Origin of the sequence: Pectobacterium parmentieri, assembly GCF_001742145.1 — a bacterium.
GTDB classification, from domain to species: domain Bacteria; phylum Pseudomonadota; class Gammaproteobacteria; order Enterobacterales; family Enterobacteriaceae; genus Pectobacterium; species Pectobacterium parmentieri.
On the sequence record NZ_CP015749.1, the window covers coordinates 3,693,635 to 3,716,032 of the forward strand.

Below are 22,398 nucleotides of genomic sequence, written 5' to 3' on the forward strand. Positions count from 1 at the left end.
GACTTATGCGCTTTTACATCGCTGTGAATCACGCCTCACAGCGGGTTTTCCGTGAGCTTCTCGCTCATAAAATCGAGAAAACAGGTAATACGTGCCGCCAGTTGGCTATTGCGGTAATACACCGCGTAAACCGGCAAACTGGCTTCCACCGTCTCCTCAGTGAGGATCGGCACCAGCCTCCCCGCAGCCAAATCGTCACGGATCAGGAAGGTAGACATACGCATAATCCCTTCGCCTTGCAACGCAAGCTGACGCAGGATCTCGCCGTTTGAGGCTGATAGTACTGGTTTGATGGTATAGAAGTCCTGAAGCCCATGCCGCAGCGGCCAGTGATTCAGCGACTCCGACTGGGTAAACCCCAGACAAAGATGATCGGCCAATGACTCGACCGTCGCGGGAGTACCGTGCTGCTGTAAATAATCAGGGCTGGCAACAATACGCAGCTTGCTTGCACCGAGCGGCCGCGCATGGATAGTGGAGTCTTTGAGTGTGCCGATACGAATCGCAATATCGGTATGCTGCTCTAGCAAATCAATAATGAAATCATCGGTGTTGAGTTCAAGAACGATCTTGGGATAACGGCGGCGAAATTCCGGCACCAGAGGCACAATCACATGCTGCATAAACGCCGAACCCGAATTGATCCGCAGCCGTCCGCTCGGTTGCTCGTGCCGCAATAACACCTGTTCTTCGGCATGTTCCACAGCGTGAATCACGCCACGGGCGTGCTCAAGGAACATTGAACCTTCTTCGGAAAGAGAGAGACGTCGCGTGGTACGGTGCAGCAGGGTCGTCCCCAGCTTGTCCTCCAGACGCCGCAACGCCCGGCTGATGCCAGACGTGGTTTGCCCAAGCTGTTCCGCCGCCGCCGTGATCGAACCCGTCTCAATCACGACAACAAAAGCCTGAAGTTCCTCAAGCGTGACTTTCATAAGCGAATATACCTGCCGTCGATGAGGTATCCGATCAAGGCGTTATACTTCGAGCTCCACCTTATCGCCTTTCTCTTGCAGCCAGTTGCGGCGATCTTCCGAGCGTTTCTTCGCCAGCAGCATATCCATCATCGCCATCGTCTGCTCCATCTCCTCGTCGTTGATAGTCAGTTGCACCAGACGGCGGGTATTGGGATCCAGCGTGGTTTCGCGCAGTTGTGGCGGGTTCATTTCACCCAGACCTTTAAAGCGCTGTACGTTCGGCTTGCCTCTCTTGCGCTTAAGCTGTTCCAGCACGCCCGCTTTTTCCTCTTCGTCCAGCGCGTAGTAAACCTCTTTGCCCAGATCGATACGGTACAACGGCGGCATCGCGACATAAACGTGCCCACCTTGAACCAGCGCACGGAAATGACGGACAAACAGCGCACACAGCAGCGTTGCGATGTGCAAGCCATCGGAATCCGCATCCGCCAAAATACAGATCTTGCCGTAACGCAGTTGGCTGAGATCGGTGCTATCGGGATCGATACCGATAGCCACCGAAATATCATGCACTTCCTGCGAAGCCAGCACTTCATCGGACGAGACTTCCCAGGTATTCAGGATCTTACCTTTCAGCGGCATGATCGCCTGGAATTCACGTTCGCGCGCTTGCTTCGCCGATCCGCCCGCCGAATCCCCTTCCACCAGAAACAGTTCCGTCCGGCTCAGATCCTGCGAGGTACAATCCGCCAGTTTGCCAGGCAACGCCGGTCCGCTGGTCAGTTTTTTACGCACCACTTTTTTGGCGGCGCGCATACGGCGCTGAGCGCTGGAAATTGCCAGCTCCGCCAGTTGTTCCGCAGCCTGCACATTCTGATTCAGCCACAGGCTGAACGCGTCTTTCACAACACCGGATACAAACGCAGCGCACTGCCGTGAAGACAGACGTTCTTTGGTCTGCCCGGCAAACTGTGGTTCCTGCATTTTTACCGACAGCACATAGGCACAGCGTTCCCAGATATCATCTGCGCTCAGCTTCACGCCGCGCGGTAGAATATTACGGAATTCGCAGAATTCACGCATCGCATCCAGCAACCCTTGACGCAGGCCGTTAACGTGCGTCCCTCCCATCGGTGTAGGAATAAGGTTAACGTAGCTTTCCGTCAGCAGGTCACCGCCTTCCGGCAGCCAGAGCAGAGCCCAGTCTACGGCTTCAGTTTCGCCGGTAATCGAGCCCAAAAACGGTTTTTCTGGCAGCGTGATCAGGCCATTTATCGCCTCACACAGGTAATCATTCAGGCCATCCTGATAGCACCAGCGCTGCTCAGTGTTGTTCACTTTGTCTTTGAAGACGATTTCTACACCGGGGCATAAGACCGCTTTGGCCTTCAGCAGATGCGTCAAACGAGAGACAGAAAAACGTGCGCTGTCGAAGAATGTCTCATCCGGCCAGAAATGCACGCGAGTCCCGGTATTACGACGTCCGCAGGTGCCGGTTACAGTGAGTTCCTGTACTTTATCGCCGTTTTCGAAGGCGATGTCATAGACCTGACCGTCACGACGCACGGTGACTTCAACACGGGTAGACAGAGCGTTCACCACGGAAATCCCTACGCCGTGCAAGCCCCCTGAAAATTGGTAATTCTTACCGGAAAATTTGCCACCCGCATGCAGACGACACAAGATCAGCTCAACAGCGGGGACACCCTCTTCTGGGTGGATATCTACCGGCATCCCACGGCCATCATCAATCACTTCCAGCGACTGATCGGCGTGCAAAATCACATCAATACGGCGTGCATGACCCGCCAGCGCTTCATCAACGCTGTTATCTATGACCTCTTGTCCCAAATGGTTAGGACGCGTGGTATCGGTGTACATTCCCGGACGACGGCGCACCGGTTCCAGCCCGCTGAGTACTTCAATCGCATCAGCGTTATAACTTGATTGAGCCATAGTTTGCGTTAATTCTTTGAGTTCAGTGAATGGTGTTTAACGAACCGCCTTCAGCGATTCGTTTTTCAATGCATATGCAGCGGTTCAGTCTGTCGTAAGCCCTAAGAAATTCACGATCGATGTGAAAAAGTGCTCAAATCCGACAAAGGCATGACTGCCCCCTGACTCCACCGTTTGACGGCAGGCCGTGTAATACGCGACTGCCTGACGATAGTCCAGAACCTCATCCCCCGTCTGCAGCAGCAGCCAGAGCAAATCCGGCGATTCCAGTCGGTCAACCTGCATGACCTTTAGATCGTAAACGTGCCGAGACTCTAGCACATATTGTTCACCGGTGTAGGGGTTCTGATATTCTCCCAGATGGTCCAGTAACAGTTCAAACGGCTTCACAGCAGGATTCACCACCACGGCAGGCAGCATAAAACACTGGGATAGCCAGGTGGCATAATAACCACCGAGGGAAGAGCCAACAATCCCCACCGGACGACCCGCCCGCGCCATAATCAACGATTCCATCATTTCGGCCGCCTCCGCCGGATAAGGTGGAAGCTGTGGGATCACCATGTCAATTTCAGGGTGCTGTTCTGCCAGCCACGTTTTTAACGCGGTCGCTTTCGCCGACTGTGGCGTACTGTTGAAGCCGTGCAGATAAAGAAGCGTAGGCATTAGTAACCGTCCGAATTCATGTCAGGCAGGAACTCGCTGCCCGACAGACGATAGACCTCCGTTTCCAGGCGGCCATCCGGCAGCAGGTCCAAATAGCGCCATCCCGGTGCCACGTCATCAATGGTGAAATTGGTACAGTGCGGTTTGAACTGCACACAGGTTGACGGCGTTGCCAGCAAGCGGCGACCATGCCAGTCAAAATCCATCTCTTGATGAATATGCCCACACAGCACGGTGTTCACCTTCGGATAGCGATCCAGTACCGCAGACAGATTATGCGCATTGCGCAGGCTATGTTGATCGAGCCAGGTACAGCCGGAAGGATGCGGATGATGGTGCAGCAGCAGCAAGGTAAAACGGTCAGGCTGGCCTTGCAGGCTACGCTCCAACCATTCAAGCTGGTATTCACTCAGTTCACCGTGCGGCACGCCGAACACCTGGCTGTCTAATAGGATGATCTGCCATTTATCACCCAGCAGCACGTGTTTGGATGGCGCAATACCGGCGTCAGCCAGCGCGTCTACCATCGCGGGTTGGAAATCGTGGTTACCCGGAAGCCATACGCAAGGAGCTGGGATCTGTGCAATCCCACTCGAAAAATGGTGATAAGCTTGCAGCGTATGATCCTGCGCCAGATCGCCCGTCGCGACAATCAAATCAACCGCCTCCTGCCGAACCTTGATGGCATTCAGCACAGCGTGATAGCTACGATAGGTGTTGATACCCAGCAAGGTCTCATGCTCGCCCGCAAAAAGATGAGTATCTGTTATTTGTAAAATTCTGACTCTGGCGCCACTCGCCACAGGCAGTGTCAACAGGCTTTCCAAATGGTGTCCTTGGTTACGTAAATCTGTCTCTACCCGTCATCTTTCAAATTGCAGAGTACGTTGGTTTCCCTTATGGCTCGACGGCCACCTTCCTGCACATTGAAATCTATTGGGTATCAAAAACCGGTATCGACATCGAACCATACGCCAAACAATACTTTAGCCAATCAGCAAGAAACTGATTAATTTGATGCTTTTCGTCACGTTGGTGTAACTTCTTATTAGGATAATCATAACGTGCTTTGAAGCGAAAGATCTGCTGGCTGGCACACACTTCCGCAACCAACGCGTCATGATACAACCTAACACTCATCATTGGCAGACTCCAATAGCTGACAGCAGGTGCCGTCTGCTTAATCTCAACCAATGACGTATAGCGAGTAGATTCAAGGATCGTCAGTTGATAGACCGCATTATTGACGTGATAAACCGCGATTTCACCAACTTCATCAATTTTTGGCAGTAAACGCCGTAATTGCATGAAGTTAGTTTCACATAGCCTCATCATGGCTGGGAAATCCGGGGTATAACGTTTCATCAATTCAACCCACCCACGCACGTTTCAGTTCTTCATGGTGCAACGCTAACCATTGCAAGGCAATGACAGAGGCGGCGTTATCAACAATGCCTTCCTCAACCCATTGATAACTTTGCTCTCGGCTCACCACATGCACGCGGATATCTTCGTTTTCTTCCGCCAGGCCGTGGATCCCTTGCGCCGAACGCGTGTCCACCTCGCCCACCATCACCGCCAGGCGTTCACTGGTGCCGCCGGGGCTGGCAAGATAGTTGATTATCGGTCGGCAGCGGCCAACCCTTAATCCGGCTTCTTCCTCTGCTTCACGCCGCGCCACCTCCTCGTGGCTTTCTCCTGGCTCAATCATGCCAGCCACCAGTTCAAACAGCCAGGGAGACGCGCTGGTGTCATAGGCGGCGATACGAATCTGTTCTATCAGCACCACTTCATCCCGCACCGGATCGTAAGGCAGCAGCACGACTGCGTGGCCACGCTCCAGGATCTCACGGCTGACTTCGCCGCTCATACCGCCATTAAACAGGCGGTGGCGGAAGCGATAACGCTCCAGCGCAAAAAAACCGTCATACAGTTTTTCACGTGCAATAATTTCTACATCATCTTTGGTGAAAGTAACGGGACCGGACACGGAAGACACCACGGCTGCACTCCTGTAACGAGTATTAATGGAATCCAATATTGTAGGACGGAACCCACTGTCATTATACTCATCATTGTTTTTGAGCATTTATTAGGCGTGACGTCAGCGAAACCGAGGGTTATCCCCGTACACCGCATCGCTTTTCGGTATCTTACTGAACAACAAAGCGTCACACTGAATCACCCGAAAGGTCAATTTATCTGACTCTTCGAACGTATTGCGCTGAAAGATGGCACGTTCAGCTACCTTATCCTATTGGCAGATTCTGATAGAATCGACAATTATTCGTCTACAGACAGCGCTACCATAGCGAGATTGCTGCACAACAAGGAATGCAAATGAAGAAATTGCTCCCTCTTCTTATTGGTCTGAGCCTGGGCGGTTTTAGCGCCATGAGCCAGGCTGAAAACCTGTTACAGGTCTACCAACAGGCAAAAAGCACCAACCCTGATTTACGCAGCACTGCGGCAACACGAGACGCCGCGTTTGAAAAAATCAACGAAGCACGCAGCACGTTACTGCCGCAGTTGGGGATCAACGCAGAGTATACCTATAACAAGGGTTACCGTGACAGTAACGGCGTCAATAACAATGAGAAAAGCGCGTCATTACAACTGACCCAAACGCTGTTCGACATGTCGAGATGGCGTGCGCTGACGCTGCAGGAAAAACAAGCCGGTATCGAGGATGTCGTGTACCAGACGGCGCAGCAAAATCTGATGCTGAACACAGCGACCGCCTATTTCAATGTGCTGCGCGCGATTGACTCATTGTCCTATATCAGCGCTCAGAAACAGGCAATTTATCGTCAGTTAGACCAGACGACACAGCGCTTCAACGTGGGTCTGGTTGCGATTACCGACGTCCAGAACGCCCGGGCACAGTATGACAGCGTACTGGCCAATGAGGTTCTGACGCGTAATACGCTGGACAATGCCCTGGAATCACTGCGCCAGATTACCGGCAATTTCTACCCACAGCTTGCTGGCCTGAACATCACGCATTTTTCTACTCAGAAACCCGAAGCCGTCAACAATCTGTTAAAAGAAGCGGAAAACCGCAACCTGAACCTGTTGTCCGCACGTTTGAGTCAGGATTTGGCCCGTGAGCAAATTCGCTCATCCGAAACCGGCTATATGCCGACACTAGGACTCACCGCATCGACGGGCGTAAGCGATACCCGTTATTCCGGCTCACGGACGAATAGCGGCAACTTCAACGACACCGACGCTGGGCAACACAGAGTCGGCATCAACTTTACGCTCCCGCTGTACAACGGTGGTATCACCAACTCTCAGGTCAAGCAGGCACAGCACAGCTATGTCAGCGCCAGTGAGCAGCTAGAAAGTGCGCACCGTTCAGTGATCCAAGTTGTCCGTTCATCGTTCAACAACATCTCTGCTTCCATCAGCAGCATCAACGCTTACAAGCAGGCTGAAGTGTCTGCACAAAGCTCTCTGGATGCGATGGAAGCGGGTTATCAGGTAGGGACGCGTACCATCGTTGACGTACTGGATGCTACCACCACGTTGTATAACGCCAAACAGCAGCTCTCCAGCGCGCGTTATGATTATCTGATCAACCAGTTAAACATTAAATCCGCGCAGGGAACGCTGAATGAAAGCGATCTGCAAGCGCTGAATGCGTCGCTGGGTCAACCGGTGTCAACCACGCCGACCATAACGGACGACAGCGCCCCGCAGACGACGACCGCCTCGGCGCAGCGTTAATCCGTAGCGACTTTTTAACCAATATCCAATACAGGGGGAACCACCGTTCCCCCTTTTTCATACCTACACGCTTCCCACAGAAGCATGTGGCTGCACCAAAATACCGAAACGGTTACGTGCTCCATAACGCGAAATGTCGCACAACAGAGTGTATAACAACGTAAAGAGTCTGTTCGTTAGGACCATTAGTCCCATTGGCGCTTTAAATTCAGGCAACGTTCCCCTATTCTTAGCGACACATATTTGTCATTAATCATGACACTTTGCTCTGGGATAAACACAATGAAACGTACAAAAAATATTAATCAGGAAACGTTCCGCAAAGAATGGCGAACGTACCGTCTGGCACCCGTTGCCCTAGCCGTCAGCGCTGTATTTTTCCTCGCGGGCTGCGAACAAACCGATGAAACCGTCTCCCTTTACCAGAATGCAGATGACTGTTCGTCAGCTAACCCGTCAATGGCTGCCCAATGCACCACCGCGTATAATAATGCGTTAAAAGAAGCGGAAAAAACGGCACCAAAATATGCAACAAAAGAAGATTGCGTAGCGGAATTTGGCGAAGCACAGTGTACCCAAGCTCCTGCACAGGCAGGTATGGCAGCAGAATCGCAACAGGGCGCTGGCATGTCCTGGATGCCGCTGATGGCCGGTTACATGATGGGCCGCATGATGAGTGGCGGGGCCGGTTTCACACAGCAACCGTTGTTCAGTTCAAAATCCCCCACCAGCCCAGCTAACGGCAAATTCGTCGATGCTACCGGCAAAAACTACGGCAATGCGACGACTGGCCGCACGATGACAGTGCCTAAAACCGCACTGGCACCGAAGCCTGCAACGACATCCACTATTACGCGCGGTGGCTTTGGCGAAACCGTCGCCAAACAAACCAGCATGCAGCGTAGCAGCGCCAGTTCAAGCTCCAGCTCTTCCCGTAGTATGGGCGGCTGAGGACGTATCGAATGAAGCGGATAGATATTACAGCACGTCCTGACTGGCAGGAAAAAGCCACCGAGTTTGGTTTTCGTTTTCACACCATGTACGGCGAACCCTACTGGAGTGAAGAGGCTTACTACCAGTTCACGCTTGCTCAGATCGAAGAACTGGAAGAAACCACGGCAGAACTGCACCAAATGTGTCTGCAAGTGGTGGAAAAAGTCGTCAGCAGCGACGCACTGCTCACCAAATTCCGTATTCCCAAACACACCTGGGAATTCGTCAGACACTCATGGCGCACCCATCAGCCTTCGCTGTATTCACGTCTCGATTTGGCGTATGACGGTAAATCCCCAGCTAAGCTGCTGGAAAACAATGCGGATACGCCGACGTCGCTGTACGAAGCCGCCTTTTTCCAATGGCTCTGGCTGGAAGATCAAATCAACGCCGGGAAGTTGCCGCAGAATTCTGACCAGTACAACAGCATTCAGGAAAAGCTGATTGAACGCTTTGAGGATCTGAAGCTGAATCATGGCTTTGGTTTGCTGCACTTCGCCTGCTGTCAGGATACGGAAGAAGATCGCGGTACGGTGCAATATCTTCAGGATTGCGCGCTGGAAGCAGGCCTGCCGAGCGAATTTCTGTACATCGAGGAAATCGGCCTCGGTGAGAAAGGCCAGTTTACCGATCCTGAAAATCAGGTAATTAGTAACCTATTCAAGCTGTATCCGTGGGAATTCATGCTGCGTGAGGTATTTTCCACCAAGCTGGAAGATGCTGGCGTGCGCTGGCTGGAGCCCGCCTGGAAAAGTATCATTTCCAATAAAGCGCTGCTGCCGATGCTGTGGGAAATGTTCCCCAATCACCCCAATCTGCTTCCTGCCTACTTTGCGGAAGATGAACATCCCGAGCTGGGCAGTTACGTCATCAAACCGCTGTTTTCTCGTGAAGGGGCGAACATTCGGATCGTCGAAAACGGAAAAGAGATAGCGTCAGCCGATGGCCCTTACGGCGAAGAAGGCATGATCGTCCAGCAATACCATCAATTGCCGAAGTTCGGCGACAGCTACACGCTGATTGGTAGCTGGCTGGTGAACGATCTACCCTGTGGTATCGGTGTACGTGAAGATCGCGCCTTGATCACTCAGGATCTCTCGCGCTTTTATCCACACACCATTCTGGATTAAGCAGCAAAATATACTCTACATAATTCGAGTTGCATGGTGGCAACAAGAGAAGGCACGGTGAAAACCGTGCCATGTTCACATGAACGCTTAGCCGCCCACCAGCACCGACAACATGCTCAGCGATCCCATTTCTAGCCCATCGACCGGAATACCGATCGCTTCTTTGCCATCCCAACTTCCCAGTACATAAAGCAGAGGGAAATAGTGATCGGGCGTCGGGTTGGATAATGCGGCACCATCATGCTGCATAAAATTAACCAACGGATGGTCGTTACCCTGATAGGTCAGGTTATCACGCACAAATTGATTGAATGATATTGCCCACGGATACGCATCCGCATCGCCGTCCCATTTAACCATCCGTAGGTTATGTACCACGTTGCCACTTGCAACAATCATAATGCCTTCATCACGCAGTGCCGCCAGCTTGCGCCCTAATTCGTAGTGATACTCGGCAGGCTGCGTGCCATCGACGCTCAGTTGCACCACGGGAATATCCGCGTCGGGATACATCTTTATCAGCACGCCCCAGGAACCATGATCCAATCCCCATTGGCTTTGATCGGCGGTAACGGGATACGGAGCCAACACCTGCTGGATCCTCGCTGCCAGTTCAGGCGAACCGGGTGCCGGGTACTGTGTATCAAACAGCGCCTGCGGGAAGCCGCCAAAATCATGAATGGTGCGTGGGTTTTCCATCGCCGTCACGGCCGTACCACGGGTATACCAGTGAGCGGAAACCGCAATAATCGCCTTCGGGCGTGGTAGCGCCTCACCCAACGTTTGCCACGCCTGAGTATACGCATTATTTTCCAACACGTTCATCGGGCTACCGTGGCCGAGGAACAGTGCAGGCATCCGGGAAGTGTTGTTCATAGTCATATCCTCTGAAAGATGTCAGCAAACGTGCCGCAGCACGCGATGGCCTTACTTTACGCGCTTTATGACACAGAAAAAGTCAGAGTTATGTGATGGAGAACATCAATTAATTTGAAATTGCTGAATATCTACTATTCCAAGATGAGGAAAAGCAAAACCCCGCCGAAGCGGGGTTTTATGATGAAGGGAGTTGACCGTTAAGCCGGGTTCTGTCGTGGACAGTCATTCATCTAGGCCAGCAATCACTCACTGGCTCAAGCAGCCTACCCGGGTTCAGTACGGGCCGTACCATGTGAACCCCTATTTGGCCTTGCTCCGGGTGGAGTTTACCGTGCCACGAACTGTTGCCAGCCGCGCGGTGCGCTCTTACCGCACCCTTTCACCCTTACCTGATCCCACTTGCGTGGGCCATCGGCGGTTTGCTCTCTGTTGCACTAGTCGTAGGCTTGCGCCTCCCAGGCGTTACCTGGCACCCTGCCCTGTGGAGCCCGGACTTTCCTCCCCTCCACCTGTCTCCCCCGAAAGGGACGGCAGTGAAGCGGCGACTGTCTGGTCAACTCCGGCGCGGATAATAGGGCAAATTACCCTACTTGTCATCCCCCGATTCATCGCTATCGCCTTCTTGCTCCAGCCCATAGCGATACAGTGCGTTTTTCTTCACACCGTGAATCTCCGCCGCCAGCGCCGCCGCTTTCTTCAGCGGCAGTTCAGCACGCAATAGCGCTAGCGTGCGCAGTGCTTCAGAAGAGAGCGCACTGTCATCAATCTGATGCCCTTCGACAATCAGCACCATTTCCCCTTTGCGGCGATTCTCATCTTCTTTCACCCAGGCAAGCAATTCGCCTACAGGTGCACCGTGAATCGACTCCCAGGTTTTAGTAATTTCGCGCGCTAGCACCACATAACGCCCAGCGCCCAGCACTTCGCTGATATCCTGTAGGCTGTCCAAAAGGCGGTGTGTGGATTCGTAGAAAATCAGCGTGCGGGGTTCTTCCCCTAACTCACGCAGCTTATCTTTGCGCCCTTTGGTCTTAGCGGGCAGAAAACCTTCATAGCAAAAACGGTCAGACGCCAGACCGGACGCGGAGAGCGCCGTTATCGCCGCACAAGCGCCCGGCAGCGGCACCACGCGCACGCCCGCTTCGCGGCAGCGCCGAACCAAATGGTAACCGGGGTCATTAATCAGCGGCGTACCCGCATCTGAAACCAGCGCGATGCTTTGCCCTGACTGCAATTTAGCCAGCAGTACATCCGCTTTTTGTTGTTCGTTGTGATCGTGTAATGCGAACAGTCGCGCATTAATCGCAAAATGTTGTAACAGCAAACCGGTATGGCGGGTATCCTCTGCGGCGATCAGATCAACGCTCGCCAATACCGCCAGCGCACGCTGCGTGATGTCGCCCAGATTGCCGATTGGTGTGGGGACAATATAGAGGGTAGATGCAGAAATGTTTGCTTGTTGGTCTTGATTCATTGTTTCATCCGGGTTGCCGATTTAATATTGAGCATCTTTAAAAGAAACCACTGGATACAGTATGCTTCCCTTTCATTTAGTCCGTACCCAGGCAGGGCGTGTTATCCCTGTTTTGTTAGCGGCACTGTTTCTCGCAGGCTGTCCAAGCCATGCACCGCAGAGCCCGCCACCCGAGGTTCAGGGCAAAGCTGACGCATCATCCGATTATTATCTGCAACAGATGCAGCAAAGTAGCGATAATAACAAGGCTGACTGGCAATTACTTGCTATTCGTTCCCTGTTACAGGAAGGAAAAGCCCCTCAGGCAAGCCAGCAGTTCAACACCCTGCCAGAAAAACTGAGCGCGGCGCAAAAGCAAGAGCAGCAGTTACTCAGTGCGGAACTGTCCGCCGCCCAAAACAATATGGATGCGGCCAAGGCAGCGCTGAGTCAGCTTGATGTGGGCGCACTTTCCGAGCAGCAGAAATCGCGTTACTACCAGACACAAATCAAAACGGCACAAGGGCGTCCTTCCATTGAGCTACTGCGAGCCTACATTGCTCAAGAGCCGCTGCTGAAAGGCGACGAGCACCAGATGAATCTCGATCAAACCTGGCTGGCATTGACGCAAATGTCACCGCAGGAGTCTGGGGCGCTGCTGATTAACGCGGATGAAAACGTACTCCAGGGCTGGGTGGATTTGCTGAATAACTACCAGAACAACCGCGAGTCTCCTGACCAGTTGCAGAGCGCGATTCAGGACTGGAAAACCCGTTATCCGCATCATCCTGCCGCGAAAAACCTGCCTATGCAGTTAAATCAGGTCATCAATTATCAGCCATCGTCTGTAAGTAGCATCGCGCTGCTGTTACCGCTTAACGGCCAGGCGCAGGTTTTCGCTAATGCTATCCAGCAAGGTTTTAACGCAGCAAAGAATGGTCAGATAGCCACAGCGGCCGTCTCTGCGCCCGTCGCACCGCCAACGGATACCGCACAAGCCGGACAGGTAACCCCATCATCAGATGGTCAGAACGCCCAATCGCCCACGCCATACAGCGATCAGGCGGTGGCCTCAACGACGCCAGCACCTGCAGCACAGGCTACAAGCGCAGGGCTGTCCAGCTCGCTTCCGGTAAAAGTGTATGATACCTCTTCACAGCCGCTGGCTAATATTCTCACTCAGGCACAGCAAGATGGTGCATCGCTGGTTATCGGTCCACTGCTGAAAAATGAAGTGGATCAGTTGGCGAGCAACCCGTCGCCACTGAATATTTTGGCGTTGAACCAGCCGGAACGTGTAGAAAATAGCCCTAACATCTGCTATTTCGCGCTCTCGCCAGAAGATGAAGCCAGAGACGCAGCTAAGTTTATCCATCAGCAGGGTAAACAGCAGCCTCTGGTCTTAGCCCCTCGCGGCGCGCTGGGCGACCGTATCGTCAACGCCTTCGCACAGGCCTGGAACCAGCAAAGCGGTACCAGCGCTCTGCAACAGCGCTTTGGCAATTCGGCAGAGTTAAAACAGGCCATCAATAGCGGCGCAGGTTTAAGCCTGAACGGCCAGCCCGTCAACGTATCGCAGCAGCAGGCACAGGCGGGTACGACCATCGGGGGCTTGACCATCCCATCGCAGGTTCAACCAACGGCCAGCTCGTCCGTCAGCGGTAATATCGATGCGGTCTATATCATCGCCACGCCAGATGAGTTGGCACTAATTAAGCCGATGATCGATATGCGTACCTCGTCACGTGCTCGTCCTGCGCTCTACGCCAGCTCACGCAGCTTCCAGGCTGGATTAGGCCCTGACTTCCGCCTCGAAATGGAAGGTTTACAGTTCAGCGATATCCCGCTGTTAGCAGGCGCGAACCCGGCCTTGATGCAGCAAGTCAGCAGCCAGTTTAAAAACGATTATTCGTTAGTCCGCCTGTATGCCATGGGGATGGATGCCTGGACGCTCGCCAGCCACTTTGGCGAAATGCGCCAGATTCCGGGCCACCAGATTTCTGGTGCAACGGGAATGTTAAGCGCAGGACCGGATTGCACCATTAACCGGCAGCTCACCTGGCAGCAATACCGTCAGGGCCAATTGGTACCCGTGCTCTGAATCAGCGAGCGACTGGTGCAGTTTACGAACAACAGGCTCGGCGCTATCTTGAACGTGCGGGCCTGACCTTCACCGCTGCGAATGTTACGCTACGTGGCGGCGAACTGGATTTGATCATGCGCGATCGTCATATCTGGGTGTTTGTCGAAGTACGCTATCGGCGCAACGCGCATTTTGGCGATGCGGCAGCCAGCATCACCCGACGCAAACAGCAGCGGTTGCTGCATGCCGCCGCCGTGTGGTTAGCGCAGCGAGGTGCCAGTTTTGACACGGTAGATTGCCGTTTTGACGTACTGGCTATTACGGGCAAAGCGTTCAACTGGCTCCCCAATGCCTTTGCTGCACAGGGATAATATATCCTTGATGGATTTCAATTTACGTAGGTTAACTCAACGTGCTGGATAGAATAAAAGTTTGTTTTACCGAGAGTATTCAAACGCAGATTGCAGCGGCAGAAGCCTTGCCTGACGCTATTTCCCGTGGCGCGATTGCAATGGTGCAATCTCTGCTAAACGGCAACAAAATTCTGTGCTGCGGTAACGGAACATCGGCAGCCAATTCACAGCACTTTGCCGCCAGCATGATTAACCGCTTTGAAGCAGAGCGTCCCAGCTTACCCGCTATCGCACTAAATGCCGATAATGTGGTCTTAACTGCGATAGCCAATGACCGCTTGCATGAAGAAATCTATGCCAAACAAGTCAGAGCGTTAGGTCAGGCAGGCGACGTACTACTGGCGATTTCAACTCGTGGCAACAGCCGCGATATTGTTAAAGCCGTAGAGTCTGCCGTTACCCGCGACATGACGATTGTCGCCTTGACTGGCTACGATGGCGGAGAACTGGCCGGGCTGCTCGGGCCGCAGGATGTGGAGATTCGCATCCCGTCACACCGCAGCGCCCGTATTCAGGAAATGCACATGTTGACAGTAAATTGCCTGTGCGATTTGATTGATAACACACTTTTTCCACACCAGAACGATTGAAGGAGCACTACATGAGGATAAGTTCTGCATTTGCCGTGCTGTCTATCGCCCTGCTGCTACAAGGCTGTGTCGGGGTTGTCGCAGTTGGCAGTGCCGTGGCAACCAAGACGGCCACTGACCCGCGTACCGTCGGCACGCAGGTTGACGATGGCACACTGGAAGTCCGCGTGACGAATGCGATCAGCAAAGACGAGCAGTTGAAAAAAGATGCCCGTATCGTTGCGACGGCTTATCAGGGGAAAGTACTGTTAACGGGGCAGGCTCCAAGCACAGAAATGGCAAGCCGGGCTAAGCAAATCGCCCTCGGCGTGGAAGGTGCAGCCGAAGTCTACAACGAAATACGTCAAGGCACCCCAGTTTCAATGGGAACCGCCTCCCTGGATACCTGGATCACCACCAAAGTTCGCTCACAAATTTTGGCAAGTGATACCGTTAAATCCTCTAACGTAAAAGTCACCACGGAAAACAGCGAAGTCTTCCTGTTAGGTTTGGTGACACCGCGTGAAGGCACTTCCGCCGCAGAAATTGCCAGTAAGGTTGGCGGTGTGAAGCACGTAACGACAGCCTTTACCTACCTGCAATAACGCAACACTTTTACGAACAAAAACCGCTGATGATCTCATCAGCGGTTTTTATTTCTGTGCAGCGAAAGCATCTTTTTCCCCGAGAGAATCAGGGGTTAATAGAATCAAGGCGTTACAGGATTCAGCAGCCAGAGCGCACGACGCGTGTCGACACTGATATGGCTCTGTTCTTTATCCCGCGTGCCAGCCTCACCGGTCAGTAGCTCAGTAAAACCCGCCTGTTTGATTTGCGACTGGTAACGCGGCGTTTTCAGAGCACGCTCCGCCTGCAATAACAGCGGAATAAGACGGCTGCTTTGCCTATCCATCGTCTTACGCGGCCACGCCTTATTCTCGTCCAGATACGGCGCCATAAAATCCAGCGCCTTTATCACACCACTGCCCTTCGGCGTTTGGTATTGCCAGACATTCTCCCCGACACGAGACGCTAACATCGCCATATCTGTTATCGCCTGAAGATTGAAGTAGCTGTAATGGAAAGAGCGGGTACGCGCCAACTCTTCCGGCTGAGCCCCATCCGGTTGCAGTTGATGATCCAATTTCTCTCGCTGCAATTGCGCCATGGATTTCACCACATCGATTTTTCCCAGATACCAGGCGATGCCAGCAACTTGTACGGTGTACCAGCTACCATGATTGTTCTGAGCCGTTGCCTCTTTCTTCCCCAATTTACTGGTTTGTAGCCAGTGCAGATAATCGCTCATCCATTTTTGCATCTGCTGCTCATCCTGCGCCGTCCAACCCGGTGCCTGACGCAGCATAATCAGCGAGTCGACAATGCGAGTGGAAAAATAGCGCCCGTCCAACACGCCCGACCCTCTGCCCGGCGCGATGCCCGGCACGCCTTGTGCAAAATCGAGATTAGGGTTCATGCGCGTTGCCGGGTCGATGAACCAGCTACGGATCATTGACGTTGCCTTATCGGAATACTCCTGTTTGCCCGAGAAATACCACGCCAGCGTCAAGGCCTGCGTTTGAGCCGTGAATTTAGCCAACCGTACCCCGTCCGTCTCTTCATCCTTGCTGGCAGGGTTTACCTGCCCATCACGACGAATCCAAGGTAAACCATCAGCTTTATCGGGATCGGGCCACCAGTAGGCGCTGAGGCTCAAATAATCATGCTTTGAACCACTGGGTGGGGTGGATTTTTTTTCCGTCACGTTAGGGTTAGCACTTTTCAGCGCACGATCGGCTTCCGAAATAAGCTGCTCGTATGCCATTCGCGTCTGTGGCTTTTCCGTTTTCTGCTGAAGTTGCTGTTTTACTACGGATAGCTGGGACTGCTGCAAGAAGGCGTAGGGATTATCGGGGGATGACGCTTTAGGCTCCGCGTCCGCACGGGCAACGGAAGCCACACAACACAATGCAACCAGTAAACCTGACCAATAACGTAACCGCATACTTTCTCCTGATGTCGAAAACACGACCGTTAACGCAAAAAATTCTCGGTATACTAAACGTGTAAGCCTGATTAATTCAGATTGTTATCTCGCAAAAACGCCTCACCGCCCATCTGCCGCATCTGGCGCAAAATCCACTGCTGACGTTGAATGACATAGCTGGAGGGCGCATTGACGTGAAAACGAATGGGGTTAGGCAGTACCGCCGCCAGCAAAGCAGCCTCGCTTGCCGTCAGCCTGCTGGCAGGTTTGTTGAAATAACGTCTGGCAGCCGCTTCCACGCCAAAAATTCCAGGGCCAAATTCAGCGATATTCAGATACACGGTAAGAATTCGCCGCTTTGTCCAGACTAGCTCAACACCGGTAGTAATACCTGCCTCAAGCCCTTTACGCACCCAACTGCGCCCATCCCACAAGAACAGATTTTTCACCATCTGCTGTGACAGCGTAGACGCACCGCGAACCCGTTGCGTGTTGCGCTCGTTGTGTTTCAGCGCCCGGCCAATCGCATCAATATCGAAGCCCCAATGCTGGGGGAATTTTTGATCTTCCGCCGCCATCACCGCCAGCGCCATTTCCGGTGCGATATCGTCCATCGCCACCCAATCTGAATGGGCAACATAGGAAAACTCGCCGTTCAGCCATGCGCTGACCTGCCTGTCGGCCATTACCGCTGAGAACGGTACGGGCAGAAAGGAAAACAGCAGGATGCCAGCCAGCCACGCACCGATGACAACCACTATGCTCCGAACAACCAGACGCTTCAGCCACGTGAGTAAGCCTCCACGCCTTCGGCTCCACCTCATTCGATGAGATCCAATACGCGGGCAACGAGCTTATCAATGCCTTGTGCGGCTTCGCTGATGGAGTTAGCCAGCATATAGGCCGGTGTCGTCACGATTTTATGTTCCTCATCCACCACGATATCATCGACCGGACAAACGACGTGGATACCGCCCATCTCTTCGACGGCCTCAGCGGTATCGATATCGTTACCAATGGTTACACGAACAGGTATACCCAGAATCTTCGGCAGTAACACAGGCGAGATGCAAAGCAAACCAATTGGTTTACTTTGCTTATAAATTTCCTGTGTGAGCAATTGTAGCGTTTTATCGATCTGACAGGCCGAACCCTGCGTAGAAAAGTCACTTAAATTTTTCACAGCGCCAAAACCACCTGGCACAATCAGCGCGTCTAAATCTTGTGCATTCGCCGTAGAAAGCGGCTGGACGTTTCCTCTGGCGATCCGTGCTGATTCTGCTAAAACGTTGCGATTCTCGCCAGTTACGTCCCCCGTCAGGTGATTAACCACCTGTAATTGCGGCTTATCTGGCGCAAAGCAAACGGCTTGTGCACCCGCGCGATCCAGCGCAAGTAACGTCAACACGGCTTCATGAATCTCAGAACCGTCATAAACACCACAACCACTGAGGACAATGCCGACTCGTTTCATCATCTTTTCCCTCATTTCATTACATCAACTAATTGATTTTTTAATTGACAAACACTAATCTACATCACACATTTTAATGATTCTTGTAACAAAGATTTCTACATTTGCTATTTTGTTGCTTGATGAAGATGTACAGTACTTGGGCTTTACTTGTTGTTGTAAGTTGTTTGGTTACTGTTGTAAGTTGTTGTTGTAGTTAAGACACGTTAAAGACACGAATATCCGCACTTGCGAGTTTACAAACCCTGAGATCTAAATGCAGGTGCATGTTTTCCCTGGTGTTGGCGCATAATTCGCGCACCCCGGCTTCGGCCGGGGTCATTTTTTTCTACCGTATGAAAACGTGCAAAGCCCCCGCATTCCCATCCCTCTTCCATCGTAAACACCACTCAATCTGACGCCGTTCTGCATTTTTCACATGATGTCATATGATACGAAAAAAAATTTCTAACCGCGTTACTTGCCACATCCTTGTGGCCGCAGCACTCTGAATCAGCCCAAATACCGAATCAGGACTCTTTTTCTGCTTTTGCTACCCAATCACGCAGTACCTGAACGTCATGACGCCAGTCGTGCTTAAGCTCATCGACCCATTCCTGTACGTTATCCCACCATGCCGGTAGCGATGAGGTTTGAATCTGCTGAGCAATCTGCTGCAGATGCCGTAACCCAACGGAACCCGCCGCCCCTTTAATTTTGTGCCCTTCTTCCGTAATGCCTTTCTGATCGCGCGCCGTCATGTTGGAATCCAGAATCGCCAGATAGCCTGGCATCATCTGTTCAAACATTTCCAGGCTCTGATGAATCAATTTCGACCCCACCAAATCCAGATACTGTTCCAGCATCGGGATATCCAGCAGATCTTCTTTTGCTTTTGCCATTTCATCACCGTCCTCAGCCACAGGTTCTTCCGCCCACACTGTGTGATTATCCCAATATTGTTTAATGACGGCCGTCAACGCAGGCACCGACAGCGGTTTGCTGAGCACGTCATCCATACCGGCATCCAGATATTCGCGTTTATCTTTCAGTACATTCGCCGTCAGCGCCACCAGCGGCGGCATGTTGCGGTTGGCATAACGCGAACGTAGCTGACGCGCCACGTCCAGCCCGGTCATATCCGGCAGTTGAATATCAAGCAACACCAGATCGAACTCATCGGGATCGAACATATCCAGCGCGTCCTGCCCGGTCATGGCGACATCCACGCTATTGCCCAGTTTCTCCAGCACCGAACGCGCAACCACCACGTTCAGCTCGATATCTTCCACCAGCAGAACGTGCAGCGCGGGTAGCGGCATGTCATCATCATCTTCCAGATCGCTTCCCGCGTCATCGACGCTCGGCGCAATCACCGTCAGGGTGAAGCAGGAGCCCTTGCCTTGCGTGCTGGAAACCTGGATGTCCCCCCCCATGTTCTGTGCCAGACGCTTCGACACCGCCAGACCAATTCCCGTGCCCGTTGCAGGCTTCCCACCGTGCTGGTCTTTGACCTGATAATACATAGCGAAGATTTTTTCCAATTCATCGGCCGGAATGCCCATCCCGGAATCTTCAACCTCAAAGCGCAGGCGGTCACCCTTTTCATGCCAGACACGCACCACAATTTCGCCTTTTTCGCCTTTCTCACCCTTCGGCGTAAATTTCACCGCGTTACTGAGCAGGTTCCACAGAATCTGCCGCAGGCGCGTGCCGTCGGTAATCACTTTCTGCGGCAGAGGCGGGTGCTGATCCATAATCAGCTTCAGGCCTTTCGGCTCTGCCAGCAGGCCACCGAGGTTTTCCAGATCCACCAAAAAGCCAGTGAAATCGATCGGTTGATTATCCAGTTGCACCTTGCGGCGCTCCTGTTTGTCCATCTCAATCACGTCGTTAAAGATATTGCCCAGCGTAATCGCGCTGACGTGGATAGTTTTCAGGTATTTTTGCTGTTCAGGGTCAAGTTGTGTATCCAGCAGGATACGACTTAACCCGACAATGCCATTAAGCGGCGTACGAAGCTCGTGGCTGATTGTTGAGATAAAAGTGGTCTTCTCCCTACTGGCGTTCTCTAACGCGTCCTGATAACGCTTACGCTCCGTTATATCGCGTCCGAATCCCATTAGCCCGTGACGTTTGCCCATCCGGTCATAAAACGGCACTTTACGCAGCTCAAAACAGGCTTTGCGCCCATCGGGATAAACCAGCCATTGTTCGTAGGTCAGAGAAACGTTATGACGGAACACTTTTTCATCCGTCTCCATCACTTTCTCGGCAATATCAGGGGCGTAAACATCCTGCGGCGTCAAACCAATCAGTTGCTTCTGGCTTTTGCCCACCAGCAACTCCATCGCGCGGTTGCAGCCGGAGAACTCTTTTTCTTCGTTACGGTAGTAAACCAGATCTGGCGAGGCATCAAGGAACGAACGCAGCAGCGCAGATTGCTGCTCCAGCTCAATTTGTGCTTGCTCTCGGCGGGACATCTCTTCTTTGAGGCGGCTCATCACCAGCACACGGGCTTCTTCTGCTTTGATACGATCGGCAATTTCCTGATTGAGCTGTGCGATGTTCTCCTGAAGCTGCGCATTGAGTTCCAGATCGCGATGGCGCATCTCTTCCAGCTTCGCCACCAGCTTCGATAGCCGCTGGCGCGACTCTTCAAGCTGTTCCACCACCACAGAAAGAAAATAAACGGCCCAGGGCGTAATCAGCAGCCCGAAGAAAATAGAGCGGACAACGTCGATATTTTCGACTTCCCCACTGAGCAACAGGGTGACCGCCATTTGCACCACCATCGCCAGCAGCACCAATACCGAGGCCAGCAGCAGTGAAAAACGGACAAGCCCCAGTTTTACCATTAAATCAACATAGTACTGAGCCAACAGACGAATTTGCTTCATAGCGATTTCCCTTAGTCACCAACCCACGCATCATAACGCAAAATAGCGGCCTATACGGGCTGCACCGTAGATTCACAACACGAAATGTCGGCACCTGCTGTCCGTGTCTTTTAGCACATCAGACGCCATCGTAGCGGTAAGGTGTGCCGAGTGCGGAACCCTGTACACCGTGTGTTTGCAGATAGCGGTCCAGCTCTACCATGCCCGTCCAGCGATTTTCACACCAGAGCGGAGCCAGCAGGGTCGGACGTCGGGCGCTGGCGGAAATGCGGTGATAGATCACGTCTGGCGGCGTATGGCGAATCATCTCTCCCGCCGTCTCCACGTAGCGATCCAAGGCTAATTCGGGCAGCCTTCCCGCTCGCCAGGCCTTCGCCATCGTGCTGCCCTCCACGATATGGAGAGGATGAATCTTAATGCCTTCCACCCCGGTCTCGACCACCTGCTCCAGCGTCGATAGACAGCGCTGTGCGTCTTCTCCCGGTAAACCCACAATCAGATGGCTACACACCTTCAAACCGCGCTCACGCGCACGGCGGGTGGTTTCCTGATAGCAGGCGAAATCATGACCACGATTAATCCGATGCAGCGTTTTGTCACAGGCACTTTGCAGCCCAAGCTCCAGCCATACTTCATAACCTCGATCGTGATAGCGGGACAATAAATCCAGTACGGCATCGGGTACACAGTCGGGACGCGTCCCCACACAAAGCCCCACCATTTCGGCCTGCTTCAACGCTTCCTGATACATACTCTCCAGTACCTGAACTTCGGCATAGGTACTGGTATACGCCTGAAAATAAGCCAGATAGCGCTTGGCGCGATTCACCTTTCCTGCCTGTGCTTCCAGTTGCTGCGCAATACTGCGTTGCTGCATCTGTTCATCAGCAAACGAGGCAACATTACAGAACGTACACCCACCTCGTCCCAGCGTGCCATCGCGGTTGGGGCAATTAAACCCGCCGTGTAGTGTCAGCTTGTGGATCTTCTCGCCATAGCGACGTTGAAGATTTCCGCCAAACATATTGATTAATTTTTGCAATTGCATATTCTAGCCTGCTCCCTTAAGGAACAGCAGACTACCTCTCTCTTGCCCCCTTCGCGATGACCGCGATCAATCACACACATGCCAATGAAATGCATTTTTATTCGCTTTTAGTGAAAATAAACTCACGTCTGTGGCAATTAATTTTTCTTATCTCGTCGACACGACTGATGAAAAGATGAAGCAATACTTAAAAATAGTTTCATAAAATCTAAAAGTAGCCAT

20 protein-coding genes and 1 other RNA gene are annotated in these 22,398 nt (G+C 52.7%); 7 read left to right on the forward strand and 14 right to left on the reverse strand.

All coding sequences use genetic code 11. The annotated features are described in order from the left end of the window. Nucleotides 1-35 precede the first annotated feature (35 nt). The 6 genes from A8F97_RS16745 to nudF form a co-directional block, all read right to left on the reverse strand. Nucleotides 36-932, reverse strand: coding sequence for a LysR family transcriptional regulator (locus A8F97_RS16745; protein ID WP_033072297.1), 897 nt, complete (start codon nt 930-932; stop codon nt 36-38). 42 nt (nt 933-974) lie between these two features. Then, nucleotides 975-2,870, reverse strand: a complete 1,896-nt coding sequence (parE, locus tag A8F97_RS16750; protein WP_012822131.1) for a DNA topoisomerase IV subunit B — start codon at nt 2,868-2,870, stop codon at nt 975-977. An 84-nt stretch (nt 2,871-2,954) separates the two neighbouring features. Next, nucleotides 2,955-3,536 carry an esterase YqiA gene (yqiA, locus tag A8F97_RS16755; RefSeq protein ID WP_033072298.1) on the reverse strand — a complete coding sequence of 194 codons (582 nt, stop codon included), beginning with the start codon at nt 3,534-3,536 and terminating at the stop codon, nt 2,955-2,957. Further along, the gene (cpdA, locus tag A8F97_RS16760; protein ID WP_014698529.1) at nt 3,536-4,363 is read right to left on the reverse strand and encodes a 3',5'-cyclic-AMP phosphodiesterase; all 828 of its coding nucleotides are present in this window, start codon (nt 4,361-4,363) and stop codon (nt 3,536-3,538) included. Before cpdA ends, yqiA begins: the two co-directional genes overlap by 1 nt. 106 nt (nt 4,364-4,469) lie before the next feature. After that, complete coding sequence (locus tag A8F97_RS16765; protein ID WP_069704158.1) at nt 4,470-4,904, reverse strand: DUF1249 family protein; 435 nt, start codon at nt 4,902-4,904, stop codon at nt 4,470-4,472. A gap of 1 nt (nt 4,905) precedes the next feature. Next, a complete protein-coding gene (gene nudF / locus A8F97_RS16770) occupies nt 4,906-5,538 on the reverse strand; it encodes an ADP-ribose diphosphatase (RefSeq protein WP_012822128.1) in 633 nt (210 codons plus the stop codon). 338 nt (nt 5,539-5,876) lie between these two features. On the opposite strand from nudF, the gene tolC reads away from it, so the two are divergent. The 3 genes from tolC (at nt 5,877) to A8F97_RS16785 (ending at nt 9,391) form a co-directional block, all read left to right on the forward strand. Continuing rightward, a complete protein-coding gene (gene tolC / locus A8F97_RS16775) occupies nt 5,877-7,268 on the forward strand; it encodes an outer membrane channel protein TolC (RefSeq protein ID WP_012822127.1) in 1,392 nt (463 codons plus the stop codon). 282 nt (nt 7,269-7,550) lie between these two features. After that, the gene (locus tag A8F97_RS16780) at nt 7,551-8,219 is read left to right on the forward strand and encodes a DUF1190 family protein (RefSeq protein ID WP_033072299.1); all 669 of its coding nucleotides are present in this window, start codon (nt 7,551-7,553) and stop codon (nt 8,217-8,219) included. Nucleotides 8,220-8,230: 11 nt separating this feature from the next. Beyond that, nucleotides 8,231-9,391: a glutathionylspermidine synthase family protein gene (locus A8F97_RS16785; protein ID WP_012822125.1), complete on the forward strand. Its 1,161-nt coding sequence runs from the start codon at nt 8,231-8,233 to the stop codon at nt 9,389-9,391. 87 nt (nt 9,392-9,478) lie between these two features. Here the strand turns inward: A8F97_RS16785 and ygiD are convergent, their stop codons facing one another. The 3 genes from ygiD to rsmI all read right to left on the reverse strand — a co-directional run bounded on the left by ygiD (nt 9,479) and on the right by rsmI (nt 11,744). Further along, nucleotides 9,479-10,267: a 4,5-DOPA-extradiol-dioxygenase gene (ygiD, locus tag A8F97_RS16790; RefSeq protein WP_033072300.1), complete on the reverse strand. Its 789-nt coding sequence runs from the start codon at nt 10,265-10,267 to the stop codon at nt 9,479-9,481. Nucleotides 10,268-10,452: 185 nt separating this feature from the next. After that, nucleotides 10,453-10,831, reverse strand: an RNA gene (gene rnpB, locus A8F97_RS16795) — RNase P RNA component class A. A 25-nt stretch (nt 10,832-10,856) separates the two neighbouring features. Further along, nucleotides 10,857-11,744 carry a 16S rRNA (cytidine(1402)-2'-O)-methyltransferase gene (rsmI, locus tag A8F97_RS16800; RefSeq protein WP_014698523.1) on the reverse strand — a complete coding sequence of 296 codons (888 nt, stop codon included), beginning with the start codon at nt 11,742-11,744 and terminating at the stop codon, nt 10,857-10,859. Nucleotides 11,745-11,805: 61 nt separating this feature from the next. On the opposite strand from rsmI, the gene A8F97_RS16805 reads away from it, so the two are divergent. From A8F97_RS16805 to dolP, 4 genes are read left to right on the forward strand one after another with little or no spacing between them, the layout of a single operon-like run. Beyond that, entirely contained in the window at nt 11,806-13,824 is a 2,019-nt protein-coding gene (locus A8F97_RS16805; RefSeq protein WP_033072301.1) for a penicillin-binding protein activator, read from the forward strand. Next, complete coding sequence (locus A8F97_RS16810; protein ID WP_012822117.1) at nt 13,821-14,177, forward strand: YraN family protein; 357 nt, start codon at nt 13,821-13,823, stop codon at nt 14,175-14,177. Before A8F97_RS16805 ends, A8F97_RS16810 begins: the two co-directional genes overlap by 4 nt. A gap of 41 nt (nt 14,178-14,218) precedes the next feature. Next, a complete protein-coding gene (gene diaA, locus A8F97_RS16815; protein ID WP_011091952.1) occupies nt 14,219-14,809 on the forward strand; it encodes a DnaA initiator-associating protein DiaA in 591 nt (196 codons plus the stop codon). A gap of 11 nt (nt 14,810-14,820) precedes the next feature. Next, on the forward strand, nt 14,821-15,393 hold the full coding sequence (gene dolP / locus A8F97_RS16820; protein ID WP_012822116.1) for a division/outer membrane stress-associated lipid-binding lipoprotein: 573 nt from the start codon (nt 14,821-14,823) through the stop codon (nt 15,391-15,393). Between the two features lie 104 nt (nt 15,394-15,497). On the opposite strand, the gene A8F97_RS16825 is transcribed toward dolP, so the two are convergent. From A8F97_RS16825 to mnmL, 5 genes are all read right to left on the reverse strand, one after another. Beyond that, nucleotides 15,498-16,793 carry an alginate lyase family protein gene (locus A8F97_RS16825; RefSeq protein ID WP_033072302.1) on the reverse strand — a complete coding sequence of 432 codons (1,296 nt, stop codon included), beginning with the start codon at nt 16,791-16,793 and terminating at the stop codon, nt 15,498-15,500. A gap of 71 nt (nt 16,794-16,864) precedes the next feature. After that, a complete protein-coding gene (mtgA, locus tag A8F97_RS16830) occupies nt 16,865-17,599 on the reverse strand; it encodes a monofunctional biosynthetic peptidoglycan transglycosylase (protein ID WP_033072303.1) in 735 nt (244 codons plus the stop codon). Continuing rightward, complete coding sequence (gene elbB, locus A8F97_RS16835) at nt 17,596-18,249, reverse strand: isoprenoid biosynthesis glyoxalase ElbB (RefSeq protein ID WP_025920081.1); 654 nt, start codon at nt 18,247-18,249, stop codon at nt 17,596-17,598. The genes mtgA and elbB overlap by 4 nt, the downstream gene beginning before the upstream one ends. A gap of 509 nt (nt 18,250-18,758) precedes the next feature. After that, a complete protein-coding gene (gene arcB, locus A8F97_RS16840; RefSeq protein WP_033072304.1) occupies nt 18,759-21,128 on the reverse strand; it encodes an aerobic respiration two-component sensor histidine kinase ArcB in 2,370 nt (789 codons plus the stop codon). A 118-nt stretch (nt 21,129-21,246) separates the two neighbouring features. Further along, nucleotides 21,247-22,176 carry a tRNA modification radical SAM protein MnmL/YtqA gene (gene mnmL / locus A8F97_RS16845; protein ID WP_033072305.1) on the reverse strand — a complete coding sequence of 310 codons (930 nt, stop codon included), beginning with the start codon at nt 22,174-22,176 and terminating at the stop codon, nt 21,247-21,249. Nucleotides 22,177-22,398: the final 222 nt, after the last annotated feature.

Excerpts from the sequence above, each read along its gene's own strand:
- A8F97_RS16745 (WP_033072297.1), bottom strand. The coding sequence starts at position 932 with ATGAAAGTCACGCTTGAGGAACTTCAGGCTTTTGTTGTCGTGATTGAG.
- parE (WP_012822131.1), bottom strand. The coding sequence starts at position 2,870 with ATGGCTCAATCAAGTTATAACGCTGATGCGATTGAAGTACTCAGCGGG.
- yqiA (WP_033072298.1), bottom strand. The coding sequence starts at position 3,536 with ATGCCTACGCTTCTTTATCTGCACGGCTTCAACAGTACGCCACAGTCG.
- tolC (WP_012822127.1), top strand. The coding sequence starts at position 5,877 with ATGAAGAAATTGCTCCCTCTTCTTATTGGTCTGAGCCTGGGCGGTTTT.
- A8F97_RS16780 (WP_033072299.1), top strand. The coding sequence starts at position 7,551 with ATGAAACGTACAAAAAATATTAATCAGGAAACGTTCCGCAAAGAATGG.
- A8F97_RS16785 (WP_012822125.1), top strand. The coding sequence starts at position 8,231 with ATGAAGCGGATAGATATTACAGCACGTCCTGACTGGCAGGAAAAAGCC.
- ygiD (WP_033072300.1), bottom strand. The coding sequence starts at position 10,267 with ATGAACAACACTTCCCGGATGCCTGCACTGTTCCTCGGCCACGGTAGC.
- rsmI (WP_014698523.1), bottom strand. The coding sequence starts at position 11,744 with ATGAATCAAGACCAACAAGCAAACATTTCTGCATCTACCCTCTATATT.
- A8F97_RS16805 (WP_033072301.1), top strand. The coding sequence starts at position 11,806 with ATGCTTCCCTTTCATTTAGTCCGTACCCAGGCAGGGCGTGTTATCCCT.
- dolP (WP_012822116.1), top strand. The coding sequence starts at position 14,821 with ATGAGGATAAGTTCTGCATTTGCCGTGCTGTCTATCGCCCTGCTGCTA.
- A8F97_RS16825 (WP_033072302.1), bottom strand. The coding sequence starts at position 16,793 with ATGCGGTTACGTTATTGGTCAGGTTTACTGGTTGCATTGTGTTGTGTG.
- mtgA (WP_033072303.1), bottom strand. The coding sequence starts at position 17,599 with ATGAGGTGGAGCCGAAGGCGTGGAGGCTTACTCACGTGGCTGAAGCGT.
- elbB (WP_025920081.1), bottom strand. The coding sequence starts at position 18,249 with ATGAAACGAGTCGGCATTGTCCTCAGTGGTTGTGGTGTTTATGACGGT.
- arcB (WP_033072304.1), bottom strand. The coding sequence starts at position 21,128 with ATGAAGCAAATTCGTCTGTTGGCTCAGTACTATGTTGATTTAATGGTA.
- mnmL (WP_033072305.1), bottom strand. The coding sequence starts at position 22,176 with ATGCAATTGCAAAAATTAATCAATATGTTTGGCGGAAATCTTCAACGT.